Annotated in this window: 26 protein-coding genes; 17 read left to right on the forward strand and 9 right to left on the reverse strand. The window is 59.6% G+C overall.

The window, feature by feature from the left end; all coding sequences use genetic code 11:
• Window positions 1-116: 116 nt before the first annotated feature.
• The gene (locus tag EOW68_RS00330) at window positions 117-848 is read right to left on the reverse strand and encodes a GNAT family N-acetyltransferase (RefSeq protein WP_128223186.1); all 732 of its coding nucleotides are present in this window, start codon (window positions 846-848) and stop codon (window positions 117-119) included.
• 128 nt (window positions 849-976) lie between these two features.
• On the opposite strand from EOW68_RS00330, the gene EOW68_RS00335 reads away from it, so the two are divergent.
• From EOW68_RS00335 to EOW68_RS00345, 3 genes are read left to right on the forward strand one after another with little or no spacing between them, the layout of a single operon-like run.
• Complete coding sequence (locus tag EOW68_RS00335; protein WP_128223187.1) at window positions 977-1,921, forward strand: metal-dependent hydrolase; 945 nt, start codon at window positions 977-979, stop codon at window positions 1,919-1,921.
• Window positions 1,922-1,943: 22 nt separating this feature from the next.
• Window positions 1,944-2,564 carry a hypothetical protein gene (locus EOW68_RS00340; protein WP_128223188.1) on the forward strand — a complete coding sequence of 207 codons (621 nt, stop codon included), beginning with the start codon at window positions 1,944-1,946 and terminating at the stop codon, window positions 2,562-2,564.
• Window positions 2,564-3,244 (forward strand): DUF2238 domain-containing protein, encoded by a 681-nt coding sequence (locus tag EOW68_RS00345; RefSeq protein ID WP_128223189.1) that lies wholly within the window; start codon window positions 2,564-2,566, stop codon window positions 3,242-3,244. Before EOW68_RS00340 ends, EOW68_RS00345 begins: the two co-directional genes overlap by 1 nt.
• A 12-nt stretch (window positions 3,245-3,256) precedes the next feature.
• On the opposite strand, the gene psmA is transcribed toward EOW68_RS00345, so the two are convergent.
• On the reverse strand, window positions 3,257-4,018 hold the full coding sequence (psmA, locus tag EOW68_RS00350; RefSeq protein ID WP_128223190.1) for an archaeal proteasome endopeptidase complex subunit alpha: 762 nt from the start codon (window positions 4,016-4,018) through the stop codon (window positions 3,257-3,259).
• A 2-nt stretch (window positions 4,019-4,020) separates the two neighbouring features.
• Window positions 4,021-4,500, reverse strand: a complete 480-nt coding sequence (locus EOW68_RS00355) for an Rpp14/Pop5 family protein (RefSeq protein WP_128223191.1) — start codon at window positions 4,498-4,500, stop codon at window positions 4,021-4,023.
• Window positions 4,501-4,619: 119 nt separating this feature from the next.
• Between EOW68_RS00355 and EOW68_RS00360 the strand changes: the two genes are divergently transcribed.
• Window positions 4,620-5,543: a hypothetical protein gene (locus EOW68_RS00360; protein WP_128223192.1), complete on the forward strand. Its 924-nt coding sequence runs from the start codon at window positions 4,620-4,622 to the stop codon at window positions 5,541-5,543.
• 19 nt (window positions 5,544-5,562) lie between these two features.
• On the opposite strand, the gene EOW68_RS00365 is transcribed toward EOW68_RS00360, so the two are convergent.
• Entirely contained in the window at window positions 5,563-6,648 is a 1,086-nt protein-coding gene (locus EOW68_RS00365; protein ID WP_128223193.1) for a glutamate--cysteine ligase, read from the reverse strand.
• A gap of 128 nt (window positions 6,649-6,776) precedes the next feature.
• Between EOW68_RS00365 and EOW68_RS00370 the strand changes: the two genes are divergently transcribed.
• The 4 genes from EOW68_RS00370 (at window position 6,777) to EOW68_RS00385 (ending at window position 11,321) form a co-directional block, all read left to right on the forward strand.
• Window positions 6,777-7,676 carry a PhzF family phenazine biosynthesis protein gene (locus EOW68_RS00370; protein ID WP_128223194.1) on the forward strand — a complete coding sequence of 300 codons (900 nt, stop codon included), beginning with the start codon at window positions 6,777-6,779 and terminating at the stop codon, window positions 7,674-7,676.
• A gap of 120 nt (window positions 7,677-7,796) precedes the next feature.
• A complete protein-coding gene (gene ppsA, locus EOW68_RS00375; RefSeq protein WP_128223195.1) occupies window positions 7,797-10,058 on the forward strand; it encodes a phosphoenolpyruvate synthase in 2,262 nt (753 codons plus the stop codon).
• Window positions 10,059-10,120: 62 nt separating this feature from the next.
• Window positions 10,121-10,576, forward strand: a complete 456-nt coding sequence (locus EOW68_RS00380; RefSeq protein ID WP_128223196.1) for a DUF7992 family protein — start codon at window positions 10,121-10,123, stop codon at window positions 10,574-10,576.
• 151 nt (window positions 10,577-10,727) lie between these two features.
• A complete protein-coding gene (locus EOW68_RS00385) occupies window positions 10,728-11,321 on the forward strand; it encodes a hypothetical protein (RefSeq protein ID WP_128223197.1) in 594 nt (197 codons plus the stop codon).
• Between the two features lie 25 nt (window positions 11,322-11,346).
• Here the strand turns inward: EOW68_RS00385 and EOW68_RS00390 are convergent, their stop codons facing one another.
• Window positions 11,347-12,513: a 3-dehydroquinate synthase II gene (locus tag EOW68_RS00390; RefSeq protein WP_128223198.1), complete on the reverse strand. Its 1,167-nt coding sequence runs from the start codon at window positions 12,511-12,513 to the stop codon at window positions 11,347-11,349.
• A 39-nt stretch (window positions 12,514-12,552) separates the two neighbouring features.
• Window positions 12,553-12,696, reverse strand: coding sequence for a ribbon-helix-helix domain-containing protein (locus tag EOW68_RS00395; RefSeq protein WP_128223199.1), 144 nt, complete (start codon window positions 12,694-12,696; stop codon window positions 12,553-12,555).
• 217 nt (window positions 12,697-12,913) lie between these two features.
• Between EOW68_RS00395 and EOW68_RS00400 the strand changes: the two genes are divergently transcribed.
• The 3 genes from EOW68_RS00400 (at window position 12,914) to EOW68_RS00410 (ending at window position 15,775) form a co-directional block, all read left to right on the forward strand.
• On the forward strand, window positions 12,914-13,738 hold the full coding sequence (locus EOW68_RS00400; protein WP_128223200.1) for an ArsR/SmtB family transcription factor: 825 nt from the start codon (window positions 12,914-12,916) through the stop codon (window positions 13,736-13,738).
• A 51-nt stretch (window positions 13,739-13,789) separates the two neighbouring features.
• Complete coding sequence (gene folP, locus EOW68_RS00405; protein WP_128223201.1) at window positions 13,790-14,926, forward strand: dihydropteroate synthase; 1,137 nt, start codon at window positions 13,790-13,792, stop codon at window positions 14,924-14,926.
• A 153-nt stretch (window positions 14,927-15,079) separates the two neighbouring features.
• Window positions 15,080-15,775 (forward strand): 6-hydroxymethylpterin diphosphokinase MptE-like protein, encoded by a 696-nt coding sequence (locus EOW68_RS00410; protein WP_128223202.1) that lies wholly within the window; start codon window positions 15,080-15,082, stop codon window positions 15,773-15,775.
• 48 nt (window positions 15,776-15,823) lie between these two features.
• Here the strand turns inward: EOW68_RS00410 and EOW68_RS00415 are convergent, their stop codons facing one another.
• Together EOW68_RS00415 and EOW68_RS00420 are read right to left on the reverse strand one after the other, a co-directional pair.
• On the reverse strand, window positions 15,824-16,714 hold the full coding sequence (locus tag EOW68_RS00415) for a coiled-coil protein (protein ID WP_128223203.1): 891 nt from the start codon (window positions 16,712-16,714) through the stop codon (window positions 15,824-15,826).
• A 211-nt stretch (window positions 16,715-16,925) separates the two neighbouring features.
• Window positions 16,926-18,791, reverse strand: a complete 1,866-nt coding sequence (locus EOW68_RS00420) for a glycoside hydrolase family 2 protein (protein ID WP_431358669.1) — start codon at window positions 18,789-18,791, stop codon at window positions 16,926-16,928.
• Window positions 18,792-18,879: 88 nt separating this feature from the next.
• Between EOW68_RS00420 and EOW68_RS18345 the strand changes: the two genes are divergently transcribed.
• Both EOW68_RS18345 and EOW68_RS00425 read left to right on the forward strand, forming a co-directional pair.
• Entirely contained in the window at window positions 18,880-19,032 is a 153-nt protein-coding gene (locus tag EOW68_RS18345; protein WP_431358670.1) for a hypothetical protein, read from the forward strand.
• Between the two features lie 73 nt (window positions 19,033-19,105).
• Window positions 19,106-19,834 carry a diphthine--ammonia ligase gene (locus EOW68_RS00425; protein ID WP_128223204.1) on the forward strand — a complete coding sequence of 243 codons (729 nt, stop codon included), beginning with the start codon at window positions 19,106-19,108 and terminating at the stop codon, window positions 19,832-19,834.
• A gap of 179 nt (window positions 19,835-20,013) precedes the next feature.
• Here the strand turns inward: EOW68_RS00425 and EOW68_RS00430 are convergent, their stop codons facing one another.
• Window positions 20,014-20,253, reverse strand: coding sequence for a CDGSH iron-sulfur domain-containing protein (locus EOW68_RS00430; RefSeq protein WP_128223205.1), 240 nt, complete (start codon window positions 20,251-20,253; stop codon window positions 20,014-20,016).
• Window positions 20,254-20,457: 204 nt separating this feature from the next.
• Between EOW68_RS00430 and EOW68_RS00435 the strand changes: the two genes are divergently transcribed.
• The 4 genes from EOW68_RS00435 (at window position 20,458) to EOW68_RS00450 (ending at window position 24,818) form a co-directional block, all read left to right on the forward strand.
• Window positions 20,458-20,835 (forward strand): ArsR/SmtB family transcription factor, encoded by a 378-nt coding sequence (locus EOW68_RS00435; protein WP_128223206.1) that lies wholly within the window; start codon window positions 20,458-20,460, stop codon window positions 20,833-20,835.
• Window positions 20,836-20,983: 148 nt separating this feature from the next.
• A complete protein-coding gene (locus EOW68_RS00440) occupies window positions 20,984-21,565 on the forward strand; it encodes an arsenate reductase (azurin) small subunit (RefSeq protein ID WP_128223207.1) in 582 nt (193 codons plus the stop codon).
• A 2-nt stretch (window positions 21,566-21,567) separates the two neighbouring features.
• Entirely contained in the window at window positions 21,568-24,147 is a 2,580-nt protein-coding gene (locus EOW68_RS00445; protein ID WP_128223208.1) for an arsenate reductase (azurin) large subunit, read from the forward strand.
• Window positions 24,147-24,818, forward strand: coding sequence for an FKBP-type peptidyl-prolyl cis-trans isomerase (locus EOW68_RS00450; RefSeq protein WP_431358671.1), 672 nt, complete (start codon window positions 24,147-24,149; stop codon window positions 24,816-24,818). The genes EOW68_RS00445 and EOW68_RS00450 overlap by 1 nt, the downstream gene beginning before the upstream one ends.
• Window positions 24,819-24,952: the final 134 nt, after the last annotated feature.

Below are 24,952 nucleotides of genomic sequence, written 5' to 3' on the forward strand. Positions count from 1 at the left end.
ACGAGCGAAGCGAGTGCGTTTCACCGCGACGAACGGAGTGAGTCGCGGCCTTTTTGACCCTGTTTTTTCGTGGTGTGGTTCGCGCTTCGCGCCACCCCGACGATGAAAAAGGTGGTTTAGAAGGTATAGGCCATCATCACTTCGTCGATCAGTTCGTCCTCGATTGTGTAGTGGTCGCGGCGAATGCCTTCCGTCTCCCAGCCGTGGGCTTCCAGAAAAGACAGCGCCCTGTCGTTGGTCATCGGGATGCTGTTGTACACCTTCTGGTAGCCGTTCGCTTCGGCCCAGTCGAGTCCGCGGCCGAGCAACTGACTGCCGACGCCGCGCTGGCGGTGTGACTCCCGGACACCGACAGTCAACTGTGCCGTGCTCTGGAGCTTGTCCGTCTGTGGCAGATCCAGGTGTGTCCAGCCGATCACCTCGCCGTCGTTCGTCGCGACGAAGAAGACCCGGGATTCGACCGTGTTGTGTCGCTGGACCGTATCCTCGTACAGCAGGCGGTCGGCGATACTCTCCGCGACCACGTAGGTGTCTTCCGCGGTGACGTCTCGGATCGTATCGACCAGTCCCTCGAAATCCTCCTGGCGCGCTGGCCGAATCGTGTAGGTGAAATCGGCGGAGACGTGTTCCTCGACAGAGCCGGCGTTGAGCCCGATCCGAAGTGTTCCGCCCTCGTCTTCGAGATACCCCTTCGTCATCAGCCACTCGAGTTCGTCTTCGAACTCGCCCGAAGAGAGCCCGGCTGCACTGCGGGTCTGATGGCGTGCAGCAGTTCCGTGGCGCTCGACGTACTGGTAGATCTGCTTGCTCGCCTCGGATCGAAAGGTAGGCCGCTCTAGTGGTTGCATACCTCTCTTTTGGAGCAGACCCCTCTTGGTTATACTGCAATATGTCGAATAAGTTATCCGAGGTAGTGTGGATCGCTCTCACGACTCTCGAATGATTTAAACTGCCTCAAATCGTAATTCGAGCAATTATGATGGTCGGACACGCAGCGCTGGCATTCGCGCTCGGTGCCTGGCTCGCGGACTGGGCCGGTGTCGATGCGGGGAAAGCGCTGTTGATCGGCGCTGCGGCAGGGGGGTTCGCCATCGTTCCGGATGCCGATATGGGATACGCCTTGATCGGGATACTCACTGCAGGAACGCTGGATCCCAGCGTCCTGCTCAACAGCTTCTGGGATGCCGGGCTGACAGTCCACCGTGGGATGACACATTCGCTCGTGATCGGGCTGTTCAGCGCCATCGCCTTTGGGCTGTTCGCGGGACGGGATCTACGACGGGTCGCTGGTGTCGCACTGCTTGGGGGCTCCGTTATCGCGACGGGCGTTCTCGTTGGCTTTCTTGAGGGTGGCGTCATGGCCTCTTTCGTCGTCGCGGGTGTCGCGGTGACGTTGATCGCACGCCGTGCGGGATTGCAGCCACAGACGGTGTTCGGGGCTGCTCTGATCGGATTGCTCACGCACCCCTTCGGTGACCTCTTTACCGGCACTGCACCGACACTGCTGTACCCCTTCGACGTCCGGTTTCTCCCGACGAGGGTGACACTCGCTGCTGATCCGACGATCCATCTGATCGGCGCCTTCGCACTCGAACTCGCGACGATCTGGTTTGCGGTTCTCGTCTACGCCAGACTCCGGGAGCTTCCAGTCGCCGAGCGGGTTCACCCAACTGCAGCAGTGGGCGCAGTGTACGCCGGCGTCGTACTCTTCATTCCGCCGCCGACGCTCGACGTCTCCTATCACTTCGTCTACAGTGTCCTCGCCGTGAGTTCTATCGGGTTACTGACTAATCTCCCGCGGCCCGATCTCCGATCGGCAGGGACCCGACAGGCGGCACTTCTGACCGGTTTGACCGCGGTGACGGTCGCATTGCTGTCCTACGGGGCCGCCTACATCGTCGTCGGGACCACACTGATTTAATCCCTGACGACAAATTTGAAATATGTCGCAGTCTGTCGCCGACAATCTCCTCCGTAACAGGCGGACGAACGCGGTCATTGGGTGGGCACTGCTACTCTTTCTGGCTATTGTCGTGGGTGAGAGTGCCATCACTGGGGATCTGGCGTGGAGCCTCTTCGTATCGGGGATCATCGCACTCTGTATCCTCCCACCACTCGCATTCCGCAACCCCGAGACGATGCTCCCCTGGGAAGTCATCGCGATGGCTGCCTTGCCAGCGCTGGGCCGGGCGATCGCTGTCTTCGATATCACCCAGGCGATCAATCTGTATCTCTCGATTGCAGCCCTGGCTCTGATCGTCGCGGTCGAACTCGAACTGTTCACCACTGTCAAACTGACCGTCGGCTTCTCGATTATGTTCGTCGTCGCGAGTACGCTCGCGGCGACGGCGGTCTGGTCCGTGTTGCAGTGGTCGCTGGATCTCCTGATAGGCACCGAGTTCCTCATCGTCCCCGGAAAGACTGACCGGGCGATCCACGACGATCTCATGCTGGAGTTCGTCTATACGGCGATCGCAGGGGTGCTCGCCGGCCTCATCTTCGAGTTCTATTTCCGCCGGAAGGCCTCGGTCTCGCGACGCATCGACGAGGAGGTGCCCGAGTGATGAGTATCGCGAACTATTTCAGACTCTCTCTGGACCGCCAGCGCCAGCTCTCGCGTACGATGCAGTTGATCCTCTTCGGGCTGATCTTCGTCGGACTGGAACGACAGTCTCCGACGATCGTTCTCAACGCGTTGCTCGGTTTTTCCATCACGTTCCTGCCCGCAATCCTGGAACGCGACCTCGAAATCCCGATGAATCCCGGGCTCACGATGTGGATTACTGCCGCTGCCTTCCTGCACGCGATCGGTATCGTCGGCATCCCGGGAACGAACGTCGGACTGTACAACGCGATCCCGTTCTACGACCACATCACGCACGCCCTCTCGGCGTCGGTCGTCGCCGGGGTCGGCTATGCGACTGTCCGGGCGCTGGATCAGCATTCGGACGGGATCGACCTCCCACCCCGTTTTATGTTCGTCTTTATTCTCGTCTTCGTCCTCGCCTTCGGCGTCGTCTGGGAGATCGTCGAGTTCAGTGTCGACGTCGTCACAACGCGTCTTGGAGTCGAAATGAGCGGTTTCACACAACACGGGCTGAACGACACGCTGCTCGATCTCGTCTTCAATACGATCGGGGCGGTCATCGTCGCAATCTGGGGGACGGCGTATCTCACGGATGTCGTCGACGCAATCGAAAAGCGAATCGAGAAAAGAGAAGTCGACGTCGAGGAGCGACAGTAACCGCCGGATCGATTATTCGTTCTCTTCGTCGTCTTCGTCCTCACTCGCCAGGAGTTCGAACTCTTCGAGATAGGCCTCTCGCTCTGCCAGATCGTGCTCGTGGAACTGCTCCGTCTCGACGCTGATCGTCGCGATCCCGATCCCTTCCGGTTCGAGGCCATCCTCGGAGACCGATTCGAGTGCTTCGAGTGCGAGCCTGACACCGTCGTCGAGCGACAGATCGTCATCGTAGTTCGCTTCGAGGTAGTCGCGAATGTCACTCCGGTCTGCGCCGACCGCGAGCGCTTTCCACTCGTATGGCGTCCCCGATGGATCAGTCTCGTAGAGTTTCGGCACGCCGTTGGCGATGCCGGCGATGATGAGCGCGACACCGAACGGACGCGCACCGCCGACCTGCGTGTACTGCTGGATGTAGTCGGTGACTTCCTTGGTCAGCGTCTCGACGGCGATCGGTTCACCGTAGCGGAGTTCGTTGACCTGGGCCCGCCGGCGGGCGAAATCGATCAACTGGCGCGCGTCCGCGACGTGGCCCGCGCTCGCGATTCCGATGTGGTCGTCGGCCTTGTGGATCTTCTCGACGCTGTCCCGTTCCATCAGCGGCGAGCGGATCCGTTTGTCGACTGCGATGACGACCCCCTCGGGCGTTCGAACGCCGATGCTTGCAGTCCCGCGTTTGACCGCTTCGCGGGCGTATTCGACCTGGTAAAGCCGACCGTCGGGCGAGAAGATCGTGATCCCGCGGTCGTAGGCTTGCTGTTGATTTTGTCCCTGCATAGTTACTGGAGATCGAGGTTCGTCGCCCCTGCGAACGCACCGTCGACCGAGATGTCCACCCGCCCGTTACGGACGAACGCCGATCGGTCGGCGCCACCGAATGCGACGTGTCTCTGGTCCTGGTGTTCCCGTCGGTCACCCATATACTTTTCTTCACAGGCCCGGATCGTCCCGCTGACGCCCGCGACGCGGACGCCCACTGGCGTGCCATCGATCTCGTCGAGACAGGCGATTGCCGCACGCGCCCGGTCGACTTCGTCGCGTCTGACCCGGACGATCACTTCCCCTGTCGGTCCGTCGAACCGGAACCGGACGACCGAGAGTGCGAGCTCGGCACTCCCCGTCTCACCCAGAAGATTCCCGGCACTGTACCAGAGATTCCGCTGGAAGCTCTTTCGGTCGATCTCCGCGTCGGGCCAGCTCTCGACGGTTACCCCGACGTACCGCCACCGCGGCCGGAGATGTTTCGGGAGGTGTTTCATCAGTCTAACTTGACACCGCGCCCTTTTGAACACCACGACCGAGCTCAAAATTATCAGACATATTATAATTAATCAGCGAATGAGTAATTTAAATACGAGGGGTTCAGGTTGTGTATCCTATGGAGGCGCGAAAGATCTACGGGGTGGGGCTCGCGGCGGCGGGGGTGGTGTTGACCGGAATCCAGCTGATACAGGGGCGACAACAGCTGCAGGATATGGGGCCGCTTTCGGCCCCCGACCAGCTTCTCGCGTTCGGCTTTGGCACTGTTCCCTTCCTGCTGATCGGGCTCTCGCTCGTCTACGTCGGTTACTGGCTCGGGACCCAGCTACGCTACGAACCGTTCCTCGGGCAGATCGTCGGCTGGGGTGTCGGGAGCACCGTGCTGTTTGCCGCTGTCGGGGCACTGCTTCTGTTCAACCAGCAGATCACACTGAACACACTCGAACAGGGGCAGTACGTCGTGATGAATCTGGTGACAGTGGGCGCAGTTGTCGGCGTGCTCGTGGGGGTGTACGACGCGCGGGGTCGCGCTCGCAAGCAGGAACTCGAACGCGAACGCAACCGGATCGGGACCTTCGCCGGCAAGGCGGCAGATATCAACAACTACGGCCGGGAACTCAACCGCGCCGGGTCGATCGAGGAGGTGAGCGCACTCTGCATCGAGGGGCTACAAACCTTGCTGGGGCTGACCGAGACCGGGTTCGTGGTGATCGACGGAGCGGAGCAGACGGTCGTCAACAGTACGATCGTAACCGTCGACGAGGAGCGACTGGGTGCTGTCGCCGCCAATTCGACCGAACAGGACCGGGCCACAGTCGAGATCAGGGACAAAGAAGTCGCCGAGAGAGAGGATCGACTGCTCTCGATGCTCGTGACAGCACACCACGACTCCGCGGTTGTCCTGCTCGCGTTTACCGGGGAGACCACCACCTTCGCCGACGAGGACATCCAGCTAGTCGAGTTGCTCATCTCACACGCAGGGACCGCACTCGACAGAGTTCACGGACTGAACAGTTCGATGGCAGAAGAGGCTTCGAGCTAGCTCTGGTGGTACGGGGTATCTACTCGACACGTTCGAGCAACAGTGCGTCACAGAGCGCATCCTGGCCCTGATTGGTCCGCAACCGCCGCTGTTTCTGTGCACCACTTTCCGCGTCGAGTAACTCCCGTAACACTGGGAGGTCGAGTCGATCTGTCTCGGAATCGACGAACTCCTCGATTCCGATCGTTCCCGACCGATCCTGTTTGATGAACTCCGCATCCTGTCCGTGCCGGATCGCGCGCCACTTGTTCTCGTCGAGTATCTCACGGCGGTGGTGATAGCCCGTTTCGTCGTCCTCGTAGCGTTCACAGAGATCGATCACCAGCGCGTGGATATACTCGACGAAGGCGAGAACGCGCTCCGGGTCGGCCTGGCCGTCCGGTGCACGTACCTCGACAGTGCCGTGTGCGGAGTGGGGCCGGACGTCGTACCAGAGTTCGCCCCTGTCGTCGATCGAATCGGTTTCGAGCATCTGGCGCTCGAACCGGTCGAAGTCCTCGTAGGAGTCGAACAGCGTCGGTACACCCGTGTTCGGCAGTGCCTCGAAGATCTTCGCGCGAGCGGACTGCAGTCCGGTGTCGAACCCGTTCCAGTACGGCGAGTTCGCCGAGAGCGCGAGCAGCGGGGCGAGATACCAGCGGACCTCGTTTGCGACCCACACGGCCTTGTCCGCGTCGTCGACACCGACGTGGATGTGGAGGCCAGCAGTCGTGTTCCGGTGCTGTGGGTACTGGATGCGGTCGAGCTGCGAGCGATACCGCGGTTTCTCGGCGTGTTCGAGTTCACGCCAGCGAGCTAGCGGATGCAGTCCAGCAGCCGCGATCCCGTAGCCGTGAGTGTCCGCGTGTTCGACGAGCGCGTTGCGCACCGCGAACAGATTGTCTCGGGCGTCCGCCTCGTCTTCTATCAGGGGTGTCTGTGTCTCGATGACGCATTTGAACAGTTCGTGGTCGAGACGACCGTCGAGAATCTCCGGCGGGGTCGACTCGTAGACGAGCGTGTCCGTTCCTGCGGTCGGGCGACCGCGTTCGTCGACGACAAAGAACTCTTCTTCGATTCCGAGTGATCCCATCCGACTGAAATTCTCGGCGTCTCCCCGATCCATTGTGACCGGATTGTACGCCACTGGGCTAAAGTATTCTGCTCCAGTGTGGGAGTTGTGCCAGGCCGCGTTTCGAGGACAATCAGACGGGGAGTCGACAGCTTCATTCGGCAGGCAACACAGGAGTGGGTATGGAACGCCGTCAGGTGTTACTGGTGGATGTCTTCGCCGAGGAGCCGACCGGTGGCCGGCCGGTCGCGGTCGTCCCAGACGCCTCCCTTCCGGACAACCAGCTGGACGCGATCGCGAGCGAACTCTCGACGAGTGGTGTCGTGACCGACGACGACGGGACACTCACGTACAGGGATCGTGACGGGACGCAGGCAGTCATCACCGCTGCTGTCGGGGGCTACGCAGCACTCTCCAACCGTGGCTCGATCGCATCGGGGACACACGAGCTGGTCGTCGATGGTGTGCAATCTGCTCCCTCCGACCCATTTCTCGTCGATCTCGCAGACGACGGCAGCGTGAGCGTCGACGTTCCCCACGAGACACCCGAACCAGTCACGGTAGAGACCGAAAAAATCGCCGCAGCGGTCGGTGTCGACGTCGCAACACTCGACGATGTCGGAGCCGATCTGCCAGCCGCAAAGACGGATGCCTTCGGCGGGACCGTTTCAGTCCCTGTCAACTTCCTCGAACATCTCTCCTCGGCATCCCCGGACGTCGGTGCACTGGCGTCGCTACTGGAATCTGAAGACTGCTCACGGCTGTTCGCCTTTACATTCGATACGCTCGAACCGGATACCGACGTTCACGCACGGGTCTTCGACCCCGATGCCGCAGGCAACGAGCGGCCGGCAAGCGGTGTCGGAGCCGCCGCCTGTAGCGCCCAGTGTGCCCGGTGGAGTGCCTTCGACGGCGACCGTGAACGGATCACTTTCGAGACTGGCCGATTCATCGATCGGCCCGGGCGAATCGAAACGACCGTTTCCGAGCAACCGACAGTCGGTGGCACTGCCCTGACCGTTCTCGATGCCGATATTTCACTTCCACCCGAAGAGGATGGCGACGGAATTATCGAGGTGTAGCGGGGCACACCAATCGGAATATCGTTACAGCGAATCCGAGTAAATATCTGATAATTTTTCCAGAATTCGAGACAGGACAGAAGTTTCATTAGGACGCTCGGAGTTGCAACAACCACGTACATGGCTGTGTTATGGCTGGACGAAATCCGGGCTGACGACCTGGAGACAGTTGGCGGCAAGGCCGCATCGCTCGGGGAGATGACGACAGCTGACCTCCCTGTCCCACCCGCATTCGTCGTGACAGCGGGCACCTACCGGCGGTTTATCGAGGAGACAGGGATCGACGAAGAGCTGTTCGAACTGGTCGACATCGAAACTGAAGACTCCAAAGCGCTATCGGATGCCGCACAGGCCGCACAGGAGCTCATCGAAGAGACGCCGATTCCGGACGACCTCCGGGACGAAATTCTCGGTGCGTACGACGACCTCGACGACAGCCCGCCGGTCGCGGTCCGGTCCTCCGCGACGGCCGAAGACCTGCCCGACGCTTCCTTCGCCGGGCAACAGGAGACGTTCCTGAACGTGACCCGCCCGGATCTGGTCGACAGAGTCCGGGAGTGCTGGGCGTCGCTGTTCACCCAGCGGGCGCTGTACTACAGAAAAGAACAGGGATTCGAAAACGAGCTGGTCGATATCGCGGTGGTCGTCCAGCAGATGGTCGACGCCGAAAAAAGCGGTGTCATGTTCACGAGTCAGCCGTCGACGGGCGCGCCAGTCGTCACGATCGAGGCCGCCTGGGGACTCGGCGAGGCTGTCGTCTCCGGAGCAGTAACGCCCGACAACTACGTGATCGATCGGACCACGGGCGACGTACAGGACAAGACGATCGCCGAGAAGAAGGTGATGCATATCCGTGATCCTGAGACCGGCGAGACCGTCGAGCGTGAGGTTCCGGACAAAAAACGGACGGCAGCCGTCCTCTCGAGGGAGGAACTGGACGAACTCCGGGACGTCGGTGAGATGATCGAGGAGTACTACGGCGAGCCCCAGGACGTGGAGTGGGCGATCTACGAGGGAGATATCTATCTCCTCCAGTCCAGACCGATCACGACGATCGACGAGGATGCTGCCCAGGCCAGTAACGAGGCCACCGGCGAATCCGACGACGATGGCGAGGTACTCATCTCCGGGCTCGGCGCGACCCCGGGGAAAGCTTCCGGCGCAGTGAAAATCGTCGACAAACTCGACCAGCTCGACAAGGTCGCGGAGGGTGACATCATCGTCACGCAGATGACGACCCCGGATATGGTGCCGGCGATGAAACGGGCTGCGGGGATCATCACGGACGAGGGCGGAACCACCTCACACGCCGCGATCATCTCCCGGGAACTCGGCGTCCCAGCCGTAGTCGGCTCCGAGTCCGCGACCGAAGAACTCGAAGACGGTACTGTCGTAACGATCGACGGCGAGAAAGGGACAGTCGAGGCGGGTGCCGAGGAAGAGGCCGAAACATACGATCCTGTCGAGGAGGTCCGTCCGGAGACGCCGGTCAAACCGATGACCGCGACGCGGGTGAAAGTCAACGTCTCGATTCCGAACGCGGCCCAGCGTGCAGCCGCGACGGGCGCCGACGGTGTCGGGTTGCTCCGGATCGAGCACATGATCCTCTCGCTTGGCAAGACGCCCGAGCGCTACATCGAAGACGAAGGGTCGGAGGCGTACGTCAACCAGATCGTCGAGGGCGTTCGAGGTGTCGCCGAGGAGTTCTATCCACGGCCAGTGCGGGCCAGAACACTCGATGCGCCGACCGACGAGTTCCGTGAGATGGAGGGTGGCGAAAACGAACCGGACGAGCACAACCCGATGCTGGGCTACCGGGGGATCAGGCGCAGTCTCGACAACCCCGACGTGTTCAGACACGAACTCGAAGCCTTCCGGAAGCTGTACGATATGGGGTACGACAACGTCGAACTGATGGTCCCGCTGGTCAACGACAAGGAGGATGTCCTCCAGGCGAAGGCACTGATGGAGGAGGTCGGGATCGATACAGAAAAACGCTCCTGGGGCGTGATGATCGAAACGCCTGCTGCCGCGCTCGGTGTCGAGGAGATGGCCGAGGCGGGGATCGACTTCGCGAGTTTCGGGACGAACGATCTCACCCAGTACACACTCGCAGTCGACAGAAACAACGAACGGGTCGCAGACCGGTACGATGCGACCCACCCAGCGGTGCTGGATCTGATCGGCAGAACCATCGAGCAGTGTCGGGAATACGACGTCGACACGAGTATCTGCGGACAGGCAGGCTCCGATCCGGATATGGTCCAGTATCTCGTCGAGAAAGGCGTCACGTCCATCAGTGCGAACATCGACGCCGTGCGAGACGTCCAGCACGAGGCCAAACGCATCGAAGAACGGATGATACTCGACTCGGTGCGGTAGTCTGGGGGCTGCGCTTCCCCGCTCTCTTCACACTTATCACCGTGGCAGCCGATTGTGGGGATATGAGTCTTGACGTCGAGCTCCCTGACCCACCCGAACTGGAGGAGATGAACCCCAACGAGTACGAGGACGCCGAGATCATCGGCGAGACGGATTACCGCCGTGACGAACTGGAAACCTACCTGAACGAGGGTGCCTGGGAGACGGCCTTCTCGGAGTGGGCGACCGAGACGGATCTGACCGAGGAGAGTTTCGAGATCGCGATGGATCTCGATTTGATCCAGCGGTTCGATTTCTTCTGGGATTCACACGCCGACCGCGTCGGCTACCACGCCCCGGGCATCCCGGAAAACTGGAAAGAACGGGAGTACCACCCCGACATCGAATCCTGGGGAACGGTATCGAGCATCAATGCGTCGCTGACGGAACTCGGCCAACGCGTCTGTGAAGTCCTCAAAGAGGAGTACATCGACTGGGAAACCGAGTACGAAGCCCCCGACGATCTTCCGGATTTCTAGCCAGGCTGTGCAGGTTCGAGCGGTTGTTGCACAGTACTGGCTGTAACCAATTGTTGGCAACTCGTCAGTAGAATGTTATTAAACAGAACTTTTTCTGGAATAAATATAGGTAGGGGAAAATTATATCTGTATCTATTTTGAGTATATATGTATGAATCGGCGAGAATACATTATTTCCGCGACTACCGTGTCCATTACTGCCATCGCCGGTTGTAATAGTTCGGGTGACGATGAGAGTGATGGGTCGGATTCCGACGACGAGCCGGAGTCGGAAACGCCCGACGAGGAGCCGGACCCCGAACCGCAAAACGCGACCGAGTCGGAGACCGAAGAAACCGAGGATGACGTCGAGTTCGTCGAGGGGTCACCGTCAGAACTTCTCCCGGGTGAAGATTTCGACCCGTACGGCTGGGTGTACACGGGGGACAACACGGATCAATCAGCGATTTCGACACCGGGGGCGTATCGGGAACGGTCATACGTCCTCGAGAATCACACCCTCTCTTTCGAGGTCTGGGTGTTCGATTCAGTGGCGGGTGCCAAGAGTGGGTTCGAAACCCGGATCGACAAGATGCCCGATAGCCGGGAGCTGATACCGGAAGAGATCGGAGACGAGGGCTACCGCTACAGATCTGGCGCATACTATATTTTCTTCCGTGAAGCGAACGTGATCGCCAGTGTCAGAACCGACCAGAATTACTCGGTCGCCAGAGAAAATGCACAGACGATGCGCGAATCCTGGTAATCACCAGAGAAGTCCGCTCCGTCGCTTACTTCTCGATGATACTCTCTTCGACAGCCTCGCCGAAGTGCCGGGCAGTGTCCTCGTAGTAGACGAGCAGTTCGTCGCCTTCTTCGAGATCAGTGACCGCCTTCCGACCGTTGCTCGTGTGAACTTTGATCGTCTCGGCGTTCTGGATCAATGTCTCGATCCGGTCACCGTCTGCTGTTTCGGCCTGAACCCGGAACATCGGGCGTTTCTCGATTTTGGCCCGCCCGACGATCGCTTCGCGGGTCTTGCCGTTCGTGTCGACTATCTGGACCTCGTCACCGCTTTGCAGTTCGGAGAGGTACTTCGTTTCGCCGCCGGGCGATCGGACGTAGGCGTGGACTGCGCCGGCGTTGACCCGGAAGGGGCGCGATGCGACGTAGGGTGATTCTGCGGTCTCCGCGTGGACGAAAAAGAGTCCACGGGACATCGAGCCGATGAGCATCCCTTCGTCGTGATCCATCAGCGAGCCCGTATCGATACAGACACGGTCGGCGGAGCCAGTCTGTTCTATTGCCGTGACTTCGGCCCACTGGAGATCCAGTGTTTCCCGCTCGGCCTCGTCGCGCACCTCGACAGTTCTGCGGATCTCGTCGGGGTCGTCCGTGTCGAGCAACACCGCGTCGGCTCCGATTTCGAGCGTCTCGTAGGCAGTCTGGGCTTCTTCGGCCGTCTGGACGCCGGCGACGAGTTCTGTCTCCTCGCCGATGCGTGCGATCAGATTCTCCAGCGGGATGATCTGCCAGTCACTGCCGATGATGATCGTGTACTCGGCGTCGCGAGCGACTTCCTCGGCGAAGGTTTCGTACTCGGTGTCGAGAATACGTACGTAGCCACCCATCGGCTGGTCACCGTCCTGACGGATCGCAGAGAGATCGGCAGAGCCGGAGAAATCGGGCGGGAGATCGACCGTGCCGTCCCCTTCGCCGTCTTTCCCGATGATCGTCGCATCCGCCGTGGTTTCGTCGTCTTCGGCCTCCATCACGTGGACATCGTCACCGCCGAAGGCTGCGATGTTGACCGCACCGAGTTCACGGACGCGGTCGACGTCTTCCTCGTCGACGAGAACCCAGTCGACGCCGGCCTCCAGGCCAGCAGTAATACGGCGTTTTCTATCTTCCCAGCTACCCACTTCGTCGTCTGCTTTGAGCCAGACGGATCGTGTCATGTGGATATGCTCACGGCGCTGGCGCTTGAACGTGGCGGATTACTCTTCGAGCGCCTTGGCCACCACTGCCGACCGCGTCGGGTAGCCGTGCACCCGAGCGTACTGGTCGATCTCTTCGAGTAAGGACGGGGGCAACGAAACGTCGACAAGCATTTGCGACTCGTCGTCAGTAGCTGTCGTCATGCTCGTACCGAACATCTCAACGAAAATAAAGCTACCGCGGTGTCCGACGGACGGCTGACGTATTTCCGGGGGCAGCTCACGACTGTAATCGTCACAAACCGAGCTGCAGCTGACTGAAATCGTGATCGAAGAGCAGTTTCGACCGCTATCGATGGCTAAAATAGCCATTTGTGTCTAGGATATCGTTTTTTAACCGAGTGGTGTATGTCGAGGTACGATGAGCAGTATCTTTCCGTTACGAGATACAGTTCGCCCCGACGAGTCGCGGGAACCCCGGTTGGTCGACCTCGACGAGGAGACCGCAGACGAGGTGTTCGAGACGCTGGCCGCGACCACGACGCGCAAGATCTTCCTCTCACTGCACGAGGAGCCACAGACGGCGTCTGATCTCGCCGAGGTGACCGATACGTCTGTCCAGAACGTCCAGTACCACCTCGAAAAACTGCAGGATGCCGAACTCGTCAGTGTCGTCGACACCTGGTACTCCGAACGAGGGTCTGAGATGCAGGTCTATGCGCCCGACGACGAGTCGCTCGTGTTGTACGCGGGGCGAGACAAACAGTCCACCTTCCGATCGATTTTGAACAGGATGCTCGGGCTGGCGAGTTTTCTCGTCCCGACGAGTGTGCTCGCCGGTTGGGCTGCGCGCCAGACCGTACAGCGAGGATCCGACCCGTCTTCCGGAGCAGCGGCTGGCGACCCTGAACAGGTGGAAGTCGAGACGCGTGAGATGGGTGAGGAGGGTACCGAAGAAGTCGGCTCGAATACAGGCGATATCGGTCCGCAGTCGACCGCGGATGCGAATACCACTGGCTCGGGCAACGAAACGGACGGTGTCGAGTTCGTCATCGATGGGAACCAGACAGATCCAGTACTGATTACCGATGGTGGTAACGTGACGGTGCTCCCGGAGGAGGCAGTCAGTGCTTCGACAGAATCGACAGCAACCATCGATCCGGCGTTGGTCGGGGGGATTGCATTTCTCTGTGGTGCGATTGTGGTAATTCTCGCGCTGTGGGCCTGGTACGGCACTCCTGACTGATCGAGCGGTTCGAACCGACCGGCTTAACAGTTTCAAAGCCAACACGACTGTATGCGAACAGTCGATGCAGCCGGACTGAAGATCGGTGACGAGCAGCCGACGCGGATCATGGGTGTCCTGAACATTAGTCAGGAGTCGCCCTACAAACCCTCCGTGTTCGACGACCCGGGCGAGGCCGCCGCCTACGTCGACTCCGAACTCGTAGAGCAGGGTGCCGACATCGTCGACGTCGGCCTCGAATCCGCGAACAAACGTTTCGAAGTCCTCTCTGCGGAGGAAGAACTCGACCGTCTCGACACGGCCATCGAGACGATCCAGAGTGTCAGCGGTGACGCGGTGTTCTCGATCGAAACCCGATACCACGAAGTCGCCGAGGAAGCACTCAAGCGCGGCTACGATATGGTCAACGATATCTGTGGCTTCGCAGATCCCGAGATGCCCCGTGTCTGCCGGGAGTACGACGTCGCGGTCGGCAAGATGGCCAGCCCACCGGATCTCGAACGACCGGGTGCGATCGAAGACGTCGACGATATCTACGAGGCACTGAGCATGAACGGCCTCACCGACAAGACGATCGTCGATCCGGCTTTCGGTGGCTGGAGCGAGGAGAAGACCGTCGAGGACGACCGCGAGACGTTCCGGCGGCTCCGGGAGTTCCGTGGCTACGGCCAGCCTATTCTCGTCTCGATCAACCGGAAAAACTTCCTCCGGCAACTCGCAGGGAGAGAGACAGAGGATGCCCTCGCAGTCTCTCTTGCTGCGACATCGATGGCCATCGAACGCGGGGCACACGTCATCCGAACTCACGACGTCGCCGAAACCCGCGACGCTGCGCTGATCGGCGACGCCTTCACGCCGGAACGGGTTCGCGACCAGCGTGGAGAGATCGAAATCCAGCAGCTCGATGTCAGAACGACCGCAGAGTTACGACGCCACCTCGACCGGGTCGGCGACAGCGAGACTGATCCGACCGGCGGTGTCTCGCGTGTTTTCGAACTGGCGGGACTCACCGAGAGCCAGCGGCGCGAACTGATCGAGGCCGCGACAGCCTGTGATCTGCTGGTCACCGACACCGACCCAGCTCTGGTCGCGGGCTCGATCGACCGACTGCAAAAATTACATGATTATCTCGATAGGAATACCGTATTAAGCCGGGCTTTCTCGATTGCCGTACCCGATTCGCGGTAAGAAAACTTATACCCAAAGAGTCTGAATAAACTGGTGACGGCCGAAAGGGCATACTCGGGCAGGGGCAGTTCGGTGTGCCATTTCGGCTTAACTCGGTTTATATGGAACCCATCATCGAAAAGAGGTATTGCTGTCCGTCACCACGGCAGAGACATGAACTTCGAGGAGTGGGAACCAGTCTACGAACGGATACTTACCGACTTCGGCTACAGTCGAGCGGGTGACGAACAATCCCGGGATCGTCTCGCTGACATCATCACCGGGCCACTGTTCGATCCCGCCAGTCTCGATTTCGACGGACAGACCGTCGCAATCGCTGGCGGTGCTGACTCACTCGTCGACGAACTGGATGTGGTCCGCGCAGCCGACGCTGTCGTCGCTGCCTCGGTTGCTGCCGACACAGTTCTCGAAGCAGATATTTCGGTCGACTGTATGGTTACTGATCTGGACAAGACGCCGGAGACTGCACAGAAGTTGGCCGATGGTGGAACACCGGTTGCGATCCACGCTCACGGCGACAACGTGGCTGCCATCGAATCCTCCGTTCCAGACTTCGACCACACCGCGGTAATCCCGACGACGCAGGCACAACCAGTGGGACCTGTTCACAACTTCGGTGGGTTCACCGACGGCGACCGGGCGGCGTTTCTGGCAGATACGCTGGATGCCGCCGAACTGATCTTCCCGGGGTGGGATTTCGAGGATGAGAGTGTCGGTGCCGAGAAAGCGAAGAAACTGGTCTGGGCCGAGCGACTGCTTTACTGGTTGGAACGTCGCCGTGAAGCACAGTTCACCCTTCTCGACGGCAGACGCGATCAGATCGATATCGCAGCGCTGCCGATCCAGTAGCTATCGGTCTCCGAGGTATCGCAACAAAAAACGAAACAAACCGGCCGTCTAGAGAAGACCCGTCTTCTGCAGTTTCATCAGATCCTCGGTGTCGAGGGTCTCGCCTTCCTTGAACTGCTGGTAGATTTCCTCGGCTTCCTCGCGTGCGGCTTCCTGTTTTTCCTCGCGCTGTTCGCGCTCCTGTTCTTCCTCTTTCTTGTCCAGTTCGCGCAGGCGCTTCTGGACACGGACGAAGTCCTCGTGGTGCTGGTCGGCCGCTTCCTGGGCCTCGACGAACTTCTCGTGCATCTCGTCGGCCTCGTCACGGATCTCGTCGGCCTCGCGGTAGGCCTCGATCATCTCGTTGTGGTGTTTCTGGGCCTCGTCTGCGAGTTCCGTCACCTTCTGGTGGTGTTTCGAGGCTTCGGCGCGTACCTCTTCGGCCTCTTCTTCGAGATCGTCGAGTTCCTCGTTCTGGTCGAGTTTCTCCTTTTTCTCGGAGAGTTTCTCCCGTTTCTCCTCGATTTTCTCGATGAGTTCGCGCTCGTCTTCGGTTTCGAGCACTTCGGTCTGCTGTTTGAACTCGAGATCCTCGATCTCGCTTTCGAGCTCTTCGATATCTTTGCCTTCGTCGATCTTCGCGTCGTCTTTCAGATTCTCGACTTTGTCGAACAGCTCGTTCGCTTCGGCGTTGAGCTCGTTTCGTTTCTCCTTGTGCTCCTGGACCTGCTCGTTGAGCTCGTCGCGTTTCTCACGGTGTTCCTGGGCCTCGTCGACCTTCTCGCGGGTTTTCGCGTTCAGGTCGTCGCGGCTGGATGCCCGCTCCGAGGCCATCTGGTTGAGTTCGTTGCGCCGGTCGCGCAGCTTGCCGGCGAGCTTGATGAGCTCGCCTTTTGATTTATTTTCTAGCTCTTCGTCTGTCACTTCGATGTTTTTCGAGTCGTCTATCGAGTCTGCCATGGTTGAACCTCTATGCCATAACCGGTGCGGGTATCAGTAGCACTAATCGTCGGTATCTGCTGTGGTCGAGAACTAAAGTTCCCTGTCATGTTGGGCGTATGCCTGTGCTACCGAAACGCCGCACGCGTTCTGGTATCTAGTACATCTGTCGGATTGGATTTAAACATTCCGGTCGACTAACACTGTGTCCCTGCATCGCATACTCACGATCTCAGCGGTCGTACTGATTCTGTACTGTCTGTTCCCCGACATGGACTGTGAGCGTCACGGTTTCGGTCCCGGAGGGTATCTCGATCGGTCCTGCCGGCGACCGGCCAGCTGCATCCACGGTGAGTTCAGCCGATCCCTCCGAGTCACCAGCCTCCCACTCGACAGTGACAGTTCGTCCGCGCGCGGTGTCGTTGACCACGACGAGTTCGCTCCTGCTCTCGGACGGCGTTTCGAGAAACGCCTGGATCGGCTGGAACGCATCTGTCACGACATCTGCGGCGGTCTTTTTCGAGCCGTCCGCTCCGAACACCCCCATCCCTGCAGTGTCTGTGTCCCGGAGTGCAAACGCGATCGCACCGGTTCGGCCCCGTCTGAGCCGTTCGATGATGCGCCGCAGGACAGTTGCCTGGTACTGCTGGGAGTCGTCGACGCCGCCCGAGACGTGGCGGTCGTGTTTCCGCCGGTCGAAGCCAGCCGCGCGGGAGAGATCCTCGTCAACGCCGTCCGGCAGCGCACCGACACCGAACTCGGCGACGACAGCCGCGGGATATCGGTCGAGCAGGGTACCGATATCGGCTGCCTCGCCGTAGTCCCAGCCTGGGTAGTACGATGCCGCGTCGCCAGCGATACCTGGACCACCGATAACGGGGAACACAGACCGTGTTTCCGGTAACTCCCCGGCGACGCTGGTCGCCGGGCCGTCGTCGTAGCTGCTCTGCCAGGCCCGCCAGCGTAGCCTGAGTCTGTCCAGAAACCCACTCCCCAGTCCCTCACCCGCGATATCGAGTGGATCGTCGTGGACACCGTACACTGCAAGACACGGATTGCGTCCGTACTGTCTGGAAATCTCCCGTGCAACAGTCTTCCCGCGTTCGCTGTCGAAGTCTCCAGGGCCTGTCAGCGGGAGATCCTGCCAGACGAGTATACCCGCCTCGTTGCATTCCTCGTAGAGTTCGTCTGGGAGTACGTGCGCGTGAGCGCGCACGAGGTTGGCATTCAGATCCAGCGCACGGTCGATGTCGGTCTCGTCGGCCGTCAGTAGATTTATTCCTCTGACCGGGACTGGCTTGCCGTTTACGTGTAGCTGGCCGTCAGCGAAATGGGTGTTACAGATACCGGTCGTAATGCTGTATTCGGTCCCGTGTAGTTTGGCAGTCAGTTCGTAGCGGTTCTGCTCACCCATATCGCGGGGCCACCACAGCGCGGGATCGTGGACGTCGATCGTGTGCTCGACGACGGTTTTCCCGGCCTCATCTGTCGAGACGTTCGCCCGTTCCATCATCCCCCTGGTCTGGAGATCACCAGCCGGCCGGAGCGAGTAGGTGATCCGCTCGTCGATCGCGCCATCTGTGACGACTGTCGTCCGGAGATGCAGTTCGGCTCCCTCATCTGTGAGTTCGGGTTCCGCATCGATCGAGTCGATGAACGGCAGTGAGTGTGATTCCAAGGAGACGCCCCACCAGATGCCCGGGACGGAAAGCGACTCGGGCACCATGCTTGTGTCGTGTATCCCCCCGAACCGGTCCTCTGGGACTCGACAGGTAACCTCGATGTCGTTCGTCTCGTCCGGTTCGAACGGGATCCGCAGCGGACGAAAGTAGCTATCGTGTTCGATCGGCCCGGTGCCATCGAGCCGGTCCCCGCTCACCTCGATTTCGCTGTGGGCGTACAGTCCCCGCAACTCCAGGACGGCGATGTCGTCCTCGGCCCCGCGAGGGTCGTCGAAGGAAGTCGTATACCTGACCGCCTCGGCACCCGCAACCGAGATCGGTCGGCCCGGAACCGAGACCGAATAAGACTCGGATCCGTCGAGTGTGATGGCCTGCCACTCATCGAGCATATTACCGAGCGCGTCCGCCGTCGGCATATCCTTTACGTGTTTTTACTGAGGTTTACTTTCACTTTCACTCCGGGGGTGGCTCGCATTGATACGTCCTTTGGTTCTATCAGTAGATATGCTCGAAAACCTCGCAAGTACCTGTGAAAACGCCGGCTGTAACCGAACACTCCAGGAGTCAGACTGTATGCTGGTTTACCAGACAGAGGCCGGAACGCGTCGCGCCTACGAGTGCTCCTGTGGTGCGGTCACGATCACCGTGACAAAATAGACTGGGCGTCTCCCCGCTTGCCGAAGACAGCCGGAATCGGCAGTTGTTTACTCCGCAGTTAAATACAGTACGTATGAACGAAACCGGCGCGTGGGTCAGTCTCTTCTCCGGGGGGAAAGATTCCTCCTGGGCGCTGTACCGCGCACTCCAGGAGGGCTTATCCGTCGAGCGACTACTTACTGTCCACCCCGACGGCGACTCGTACATGTATCACGTACCAGCCACCGAACTCGCCTCGCTGGCTGCAGAGAGTATCGGGATCGAACTCGTCGACGTCTACCCTGAAGCGTTCGGGGCAGAGCAGCGAGATGTGGACGCGGGCGAGCAGGGCGACAAAGAAGTCGAACCCCTCGAAGCGGCCCTCCGTGAACTCGATGCTGAGTTCGAAAACGGGCTCGCCGGTGTCACAGTCGGCGCGGTCGAAAGCGAGTATCAAAACGACCGTGTCGAGGCCATGTGCGAGCGACTCGGGATCGACACGTTCGCACCGCTATGGCAGCGTGATCCCCGAGAGATCGCCGCGGAGATGCTCGCTGCGGGGTTCGAGATCAAAATTATCAGAGTCGCTGCTGGCGGGCTCGACGAATCCTGGCTCGGTCGAACACTCGACGCCGACGCGATTGCCGACCTCTACGAACTCCACGAGGAGTACGGTGTCCACCTGCTCGGTGAGGGCGGCGAGTTCGAGACACTCGTTACTGATGGCCCGCACATGTCCCGACCGATCGAATTCGACTACGAAACCGAGTGGGACGGGACACGCGGCAGTCTGCGGATCGACGACGTCTGGCTCGGAGAGTAAGGTAGCTGATTGCTGGCGCGAAGCCCCTTTCCTCGACGAGCAGCGCAGTCCGCGCAAGCGGGCAAGAGTGCAGTCGGGAGAGGATACGGCGCCGTCTTTGAATTCCTTTCACGCTGTGCCGTGGATCGACAACAGTCCCAGTCGAAGATACATTGGGAGTCGGTTTCGGGGTTCCGTCTTCAGTCGTCAGTGTATTCAACGTGATCAACTTCGCGCCGCTGGAGTTGCCCATCCTCTCTGGCATATCGGTAGCAGGTATCATCCTCTTCGTCGCTGGTCTGTCTGTGTGTGCCGTCACAGAAAGGGTACTCTGCGGACAGCCCACACTGACAGACTGCGATATCTCCCTTTTCTGGATCGATGTCCGATTCGTCGAGTTTGCGCGGCCCGGTGGCGTCGTGTTCGACTAGTCGTCCCATACTGGGGAGTTGAGTGCGAGGGGAATTAAAATCGAGTATGGTTTCGAACAGTGTCCTTGTCCGTTTGTATAAACCCGTCAGCCTCTGGACTCAGATGTGTCAACTGTCGTTGAATCCGTGCCTGCAGTTCTTACCGTGGTTATGGCGGTAATCCTTGGTTTGAGTCGCACAACCATTATAATCTACTGGCACAATCTTTCGGTAATGTCAGACCCGGAGTCCGAAGCGGACCCATCGAACGAATGTGAGTTTGTCCTTCAGGAGGCGAATATCGAACGACTTTCGCGTCAGTCTGTCGCCGACCAGATCGAACTCTTTTCGACAGTGAGCAACGAGACGCGCTACCGAATTCTCACGTATCTCATCGCGGCCGACGAACCGATCTGTGGATGCGAACTGGAACCCCATCTCGACGTTGGACAGAGCACTGTGAGCCAGTCGCTGAATCGACTCCGGAAAACCGGGCTCGTGACGAGAACGAAAGACGGTCGCTGGCGGTACTACGAACCGACACCAGTGGCCGAACAGCTCGTCGAACTCGTCGAAGATAATTTTGCTGACGAACTGCTGGTCGCTGACTGAACGCACGCAACCAATTAATTCGTTTGTGGGAAATTATTTGTTCTGCCCAGTATCTATAAGGAATAATTATTTGTATCCCCATATTGCAATATGTAGATATGGGTCTCGACTACACAGACAGGCAACAACTTCGGGGAGGGGAATCGAGATGACAGAACAGGATCTACGCCGACGATCGTTTCTCGCGACAGCAGCCGCTGCAACCGGGAGTGCGCTCGCGGGATGTAGCTCGATTTTCGGGGATGGGGACGACGACGATGACGGGAGTCAACCCGACGACGCCCCGACGACACGGGCCGACAACGTCGAGAAATATCCGCGTATCCAGGTCGGCACTGTCGACGACCTGTCGGCAGGAGACGTACAGACATTCGACTACCCGCTCGACGGCAAGAGTAACTTCCTGACTCGCATCGACGGACAAGCGTGGGGCGGTGTCGGTGAAGAGGAGAGCATCGTCGCCTACAGCAGTCTCTGCACCCACATGGGCTGTGGCGTCTCGGAGCAGGTGAAACCAGACCAGGAGATGGCCGGCCCCTGTCCCTGCCACTACACCACCTTCGATCTCTCGAAGGGTGGGCTAGTCGTCAGCGGTGCGGCGACGACGGATCTCCCACAGATCCGACTCGAGGTCGAAGACGGTGAGATATACGCGACCGGCATCGACGGCCTCGTCTACGGACAGCGGCACAACTTGCAAGATGGCGACCTAATCAGTGCGGAGGAATAACAATGGCAGACAATCCCTGGAAAAACGAGGTACCCATTCCTCCAACGGATGCTGAACAGAGCGCACGATCGTGTCGATACTGCATCGTCGGCTGTGGCTACGAAGTGTACAAGTGGCCTGTCGGCGAAGAAGGCGGCCCAGCGCCCGATGAGAACGCCCTGGATCTCGAGTACCCTGCGGGATACGGCGAGTGGGTCTCGCCGAACATGCACGAGATAATCAAAGAGAACGGCCAGGAGTATCACGTCCTATTTGTTCCTGATACGGAGTATCCAGTCAACGAGGGGTCGCACTCGATTCGCGGTGGAACGCAGGCCCAGTCGCTGTATTCACCGAACAACGAGGACTACGACGATCGGCTCACGAAACCCCGGATCCGGATCGGTGGCGATCTCGTCCCCGTCGACTGGGAGACCGCCATCGAAGCGTGGGCCCGCGCGACCGAGATTGCGACAGAAAACGGCCAGAATCCCAACGGCTACGGGCAGAAGCTATATTTCTACCAGTTCGTCGAAAACACATATTCCGGGACCAAACTCTGTTACGACGTGATCGGTTCACCCAACTGGGGCGGGCACAATCGTCCAGCACTGACCCCGGAATGTCCCGGGATGGTCAATGCGGGCCTCTCGGAGTGGTCCTATGCCTACGAGGACGCTGCCGAGGCAGACACACTCGTTCTAGCAGGTGTCGATCCCAAAGAGAATCAGGATGTTATCTTCAGCAAGTATATTGACGAGGAGGGTGACCCCGACATCGTCTACATCGATCCACGACGGAAGTTCACTGCGAACTACGCCGAGAACAATGGCGGCCTCCATCTGCAGGTCAACGAAGCGACGGATCCGATCCTGCTCAACTCCATTGCCCGCCACATCGTCGACCAGGGCTGGCATAACGAGGAATTCATCGAGCAGTGGGTGATGGACAACCGCGAGACGATCGACGAAGAGGGATGGTATCAAAAAGAACTCGGTGTCACCCCCGAGGAATACTTCGACCTGCTGGACGATCCACGATATGCGCCGGAGAACGCAGCCGAGACAACCGGTGTGCCAGCAGCGGATATTAAAACGGCAGCAGAGCTAATCGCCCAGCCCGACGCAGACGAGACCAAGACGCTGTTTATGCTGGAGAAGGGACTCATCTGGGGCTGGTCCCACGAGAACACCGGTGCGATGGCGAATCTGACACTGCTCACTGGAAGCGTCGGTCGGCCGGGGACCGGGATTACCCGTGGCGGCGGACATCAAGAAGGCTTCTGGACCAATGGGGCCGAGGGCGACGTTATCGCCGAACGCTCGACGCAGACCTTCGATGGCGAGCGCGTCGAGGACGTTCCGATCGCTCCGAACACTGTCGAACGCGTCAGGAACGGTGAGATCCAGCACTGGCACGTCATCGGCAACGATCCGGCCCGCCACTCCTACGAGACACAGGACCTCCGCAATACACTCCGCGAGCGTACGAGTGGGCCCCAGCCCCAATCCGCCGAAATCGACGAGATCGAACGGGCGTTCCGCGAACGGATCGAACAGGGTGGAATGGTTCTCACCCACCAGGAGTTGTACCCCAACACGACGACGCAGTTTGCCGATATCGTCCTACCAGCCAGGGCTGTCGAGTCTGGTGAGGGTGGCGATTACCACCGCTGGAACGGTGAACGTCGGTTCCGGCAGTATCAGGGCTTCATGCAGGGGCCTGCCGGGGCGAAAGAGGACTGGGAGATCTTTGCGATGATGGGCCAGCGCCTCGGTGCCGACGATATGGACTGGGAAAACTCCCGAGAGATTTTCAACGAAATCTGCACTGAGCATTCCGGTGCCGGCGGCGAACACTCTCTCCAGGGGATCACCGACGCCGCTGAGGCGCAGGGCATGACGCCGGCTGAATATATGGCCGACGTGGATCAGGGTGTCCAGTTGCCAACCTACGAAGAAGACGGGGACGTTCAAGGGATACCGCGTATCCACGCTCCCGAAGACGAGCGGGAGGTCTTAGACCATCGGTTCCACACCAGCACGGGAGAGGCTATTTTCCAGCGTGTCGACTGGGACCGGGTCGTCGATCCCGACGCTGGACTCACAATCGGTGACGTTTACGAGGAACTCAGTCCGGGTGACGACGAACTCTGGATTACGAACGGTCGACTCCAGCACCTGTGGCAGAACATGTACACCCACCAACGACTCGAATACGTCCAGAAACGATTCGAGCAGAACATCCTCCAGTTACATCCCAACGATGCCGCCAAACACGGCATTGAAGCCGGCGACCTTGTCGAAATTGTCAACGAGACAATATTCAATCTGAATGGGGAGAACACCAGCGGAGGTTTCACCGCTGTTGCCTACGTCGTCGACGAGGATGACGCGGCCCAGGGCCAGCCCGTTCCCGAGGGTCTCGCATACGCCTACTGGCTGTATCCCGATCAGGTGAACAACGATATCAACCCAGCGTATCTCGACCCCGCGAATCCCAATCCCGGCTACAAGTACGGCAAAGGTCGGATTCGACGGCTTGGTGAAAGCGAGAGCAAAGATAGCATGAGCTTCAAGCCGATGAACCTCGCACTTGAATGATGGACACAGCAACCACTCCGGAGGAACGGCAGTACCTCAAAATCAAGTACGTTGCACGCACAGAGAATGGACGGATCATCGACACGACAGAGTCAGATGCGGCAGCGGAGAGTGATCTCGCCGATGTGGAGGCGTCTGGTCCGATCATCGTCGTTCCGGGTGAGGGACACCTCTTCGAACCACTCGAAGCTGCGATCCGTGACGCCGACATCGGCGAGCACCTGAAGGTGACCGTCGAGCCAGCGGATGCGTTCGGGACTGCCGATCCAGGGAACACCGCGACAGTCTCCAGTGAGGCAGTCGCACCCGAAAACCGCGAACCCGGAACGACCGTCGACCTCGGTGGACGCCGGGGGGTCGTCGAGGATGTTTCCGAGGAGACGGTGACCGTCGATTTCAACCATCCACTCGCGGGCATCGCACTCGAATACGAGATCGAGGTACTGGACCGAATCGACGGGATCGAAAATCGTGCGGCCGGTCTGGCGACGACCCACGGACTCCGGGATATCACTGTCGAGTACGACCAGTCTGAAGGGACACTCACTGTGCGCTACTCGGCGTCGGAGCCCGACGCTGACCGAGATTCGCGTCTGCGTGCATACCTTATGGATGTTCGCCGGCTGCTAGAGATTAGCTCGGTCAGGGTGAATGCAAACTACGAGCTGTAAAGTTCGGACGTACACCCACCAGGGTCAGTGGTCTGTTCGATACGGCGAAGTCAGATCTTGTGATCCATTCACCCCATCCCGTGGGAAAAAACCAATTCAGGTACCTCAGATGACATGGCTCAATAGACTGATCG

This window comes from Halovenus amylolytica (assembly GCA_004015825.1).
GTDB classification, from domain to species: Archaea; Halobacteriota; Halobacteria; order Halobacteriales; family Haloarculaceae; genus Halovenus; species Halovenus amylolytica.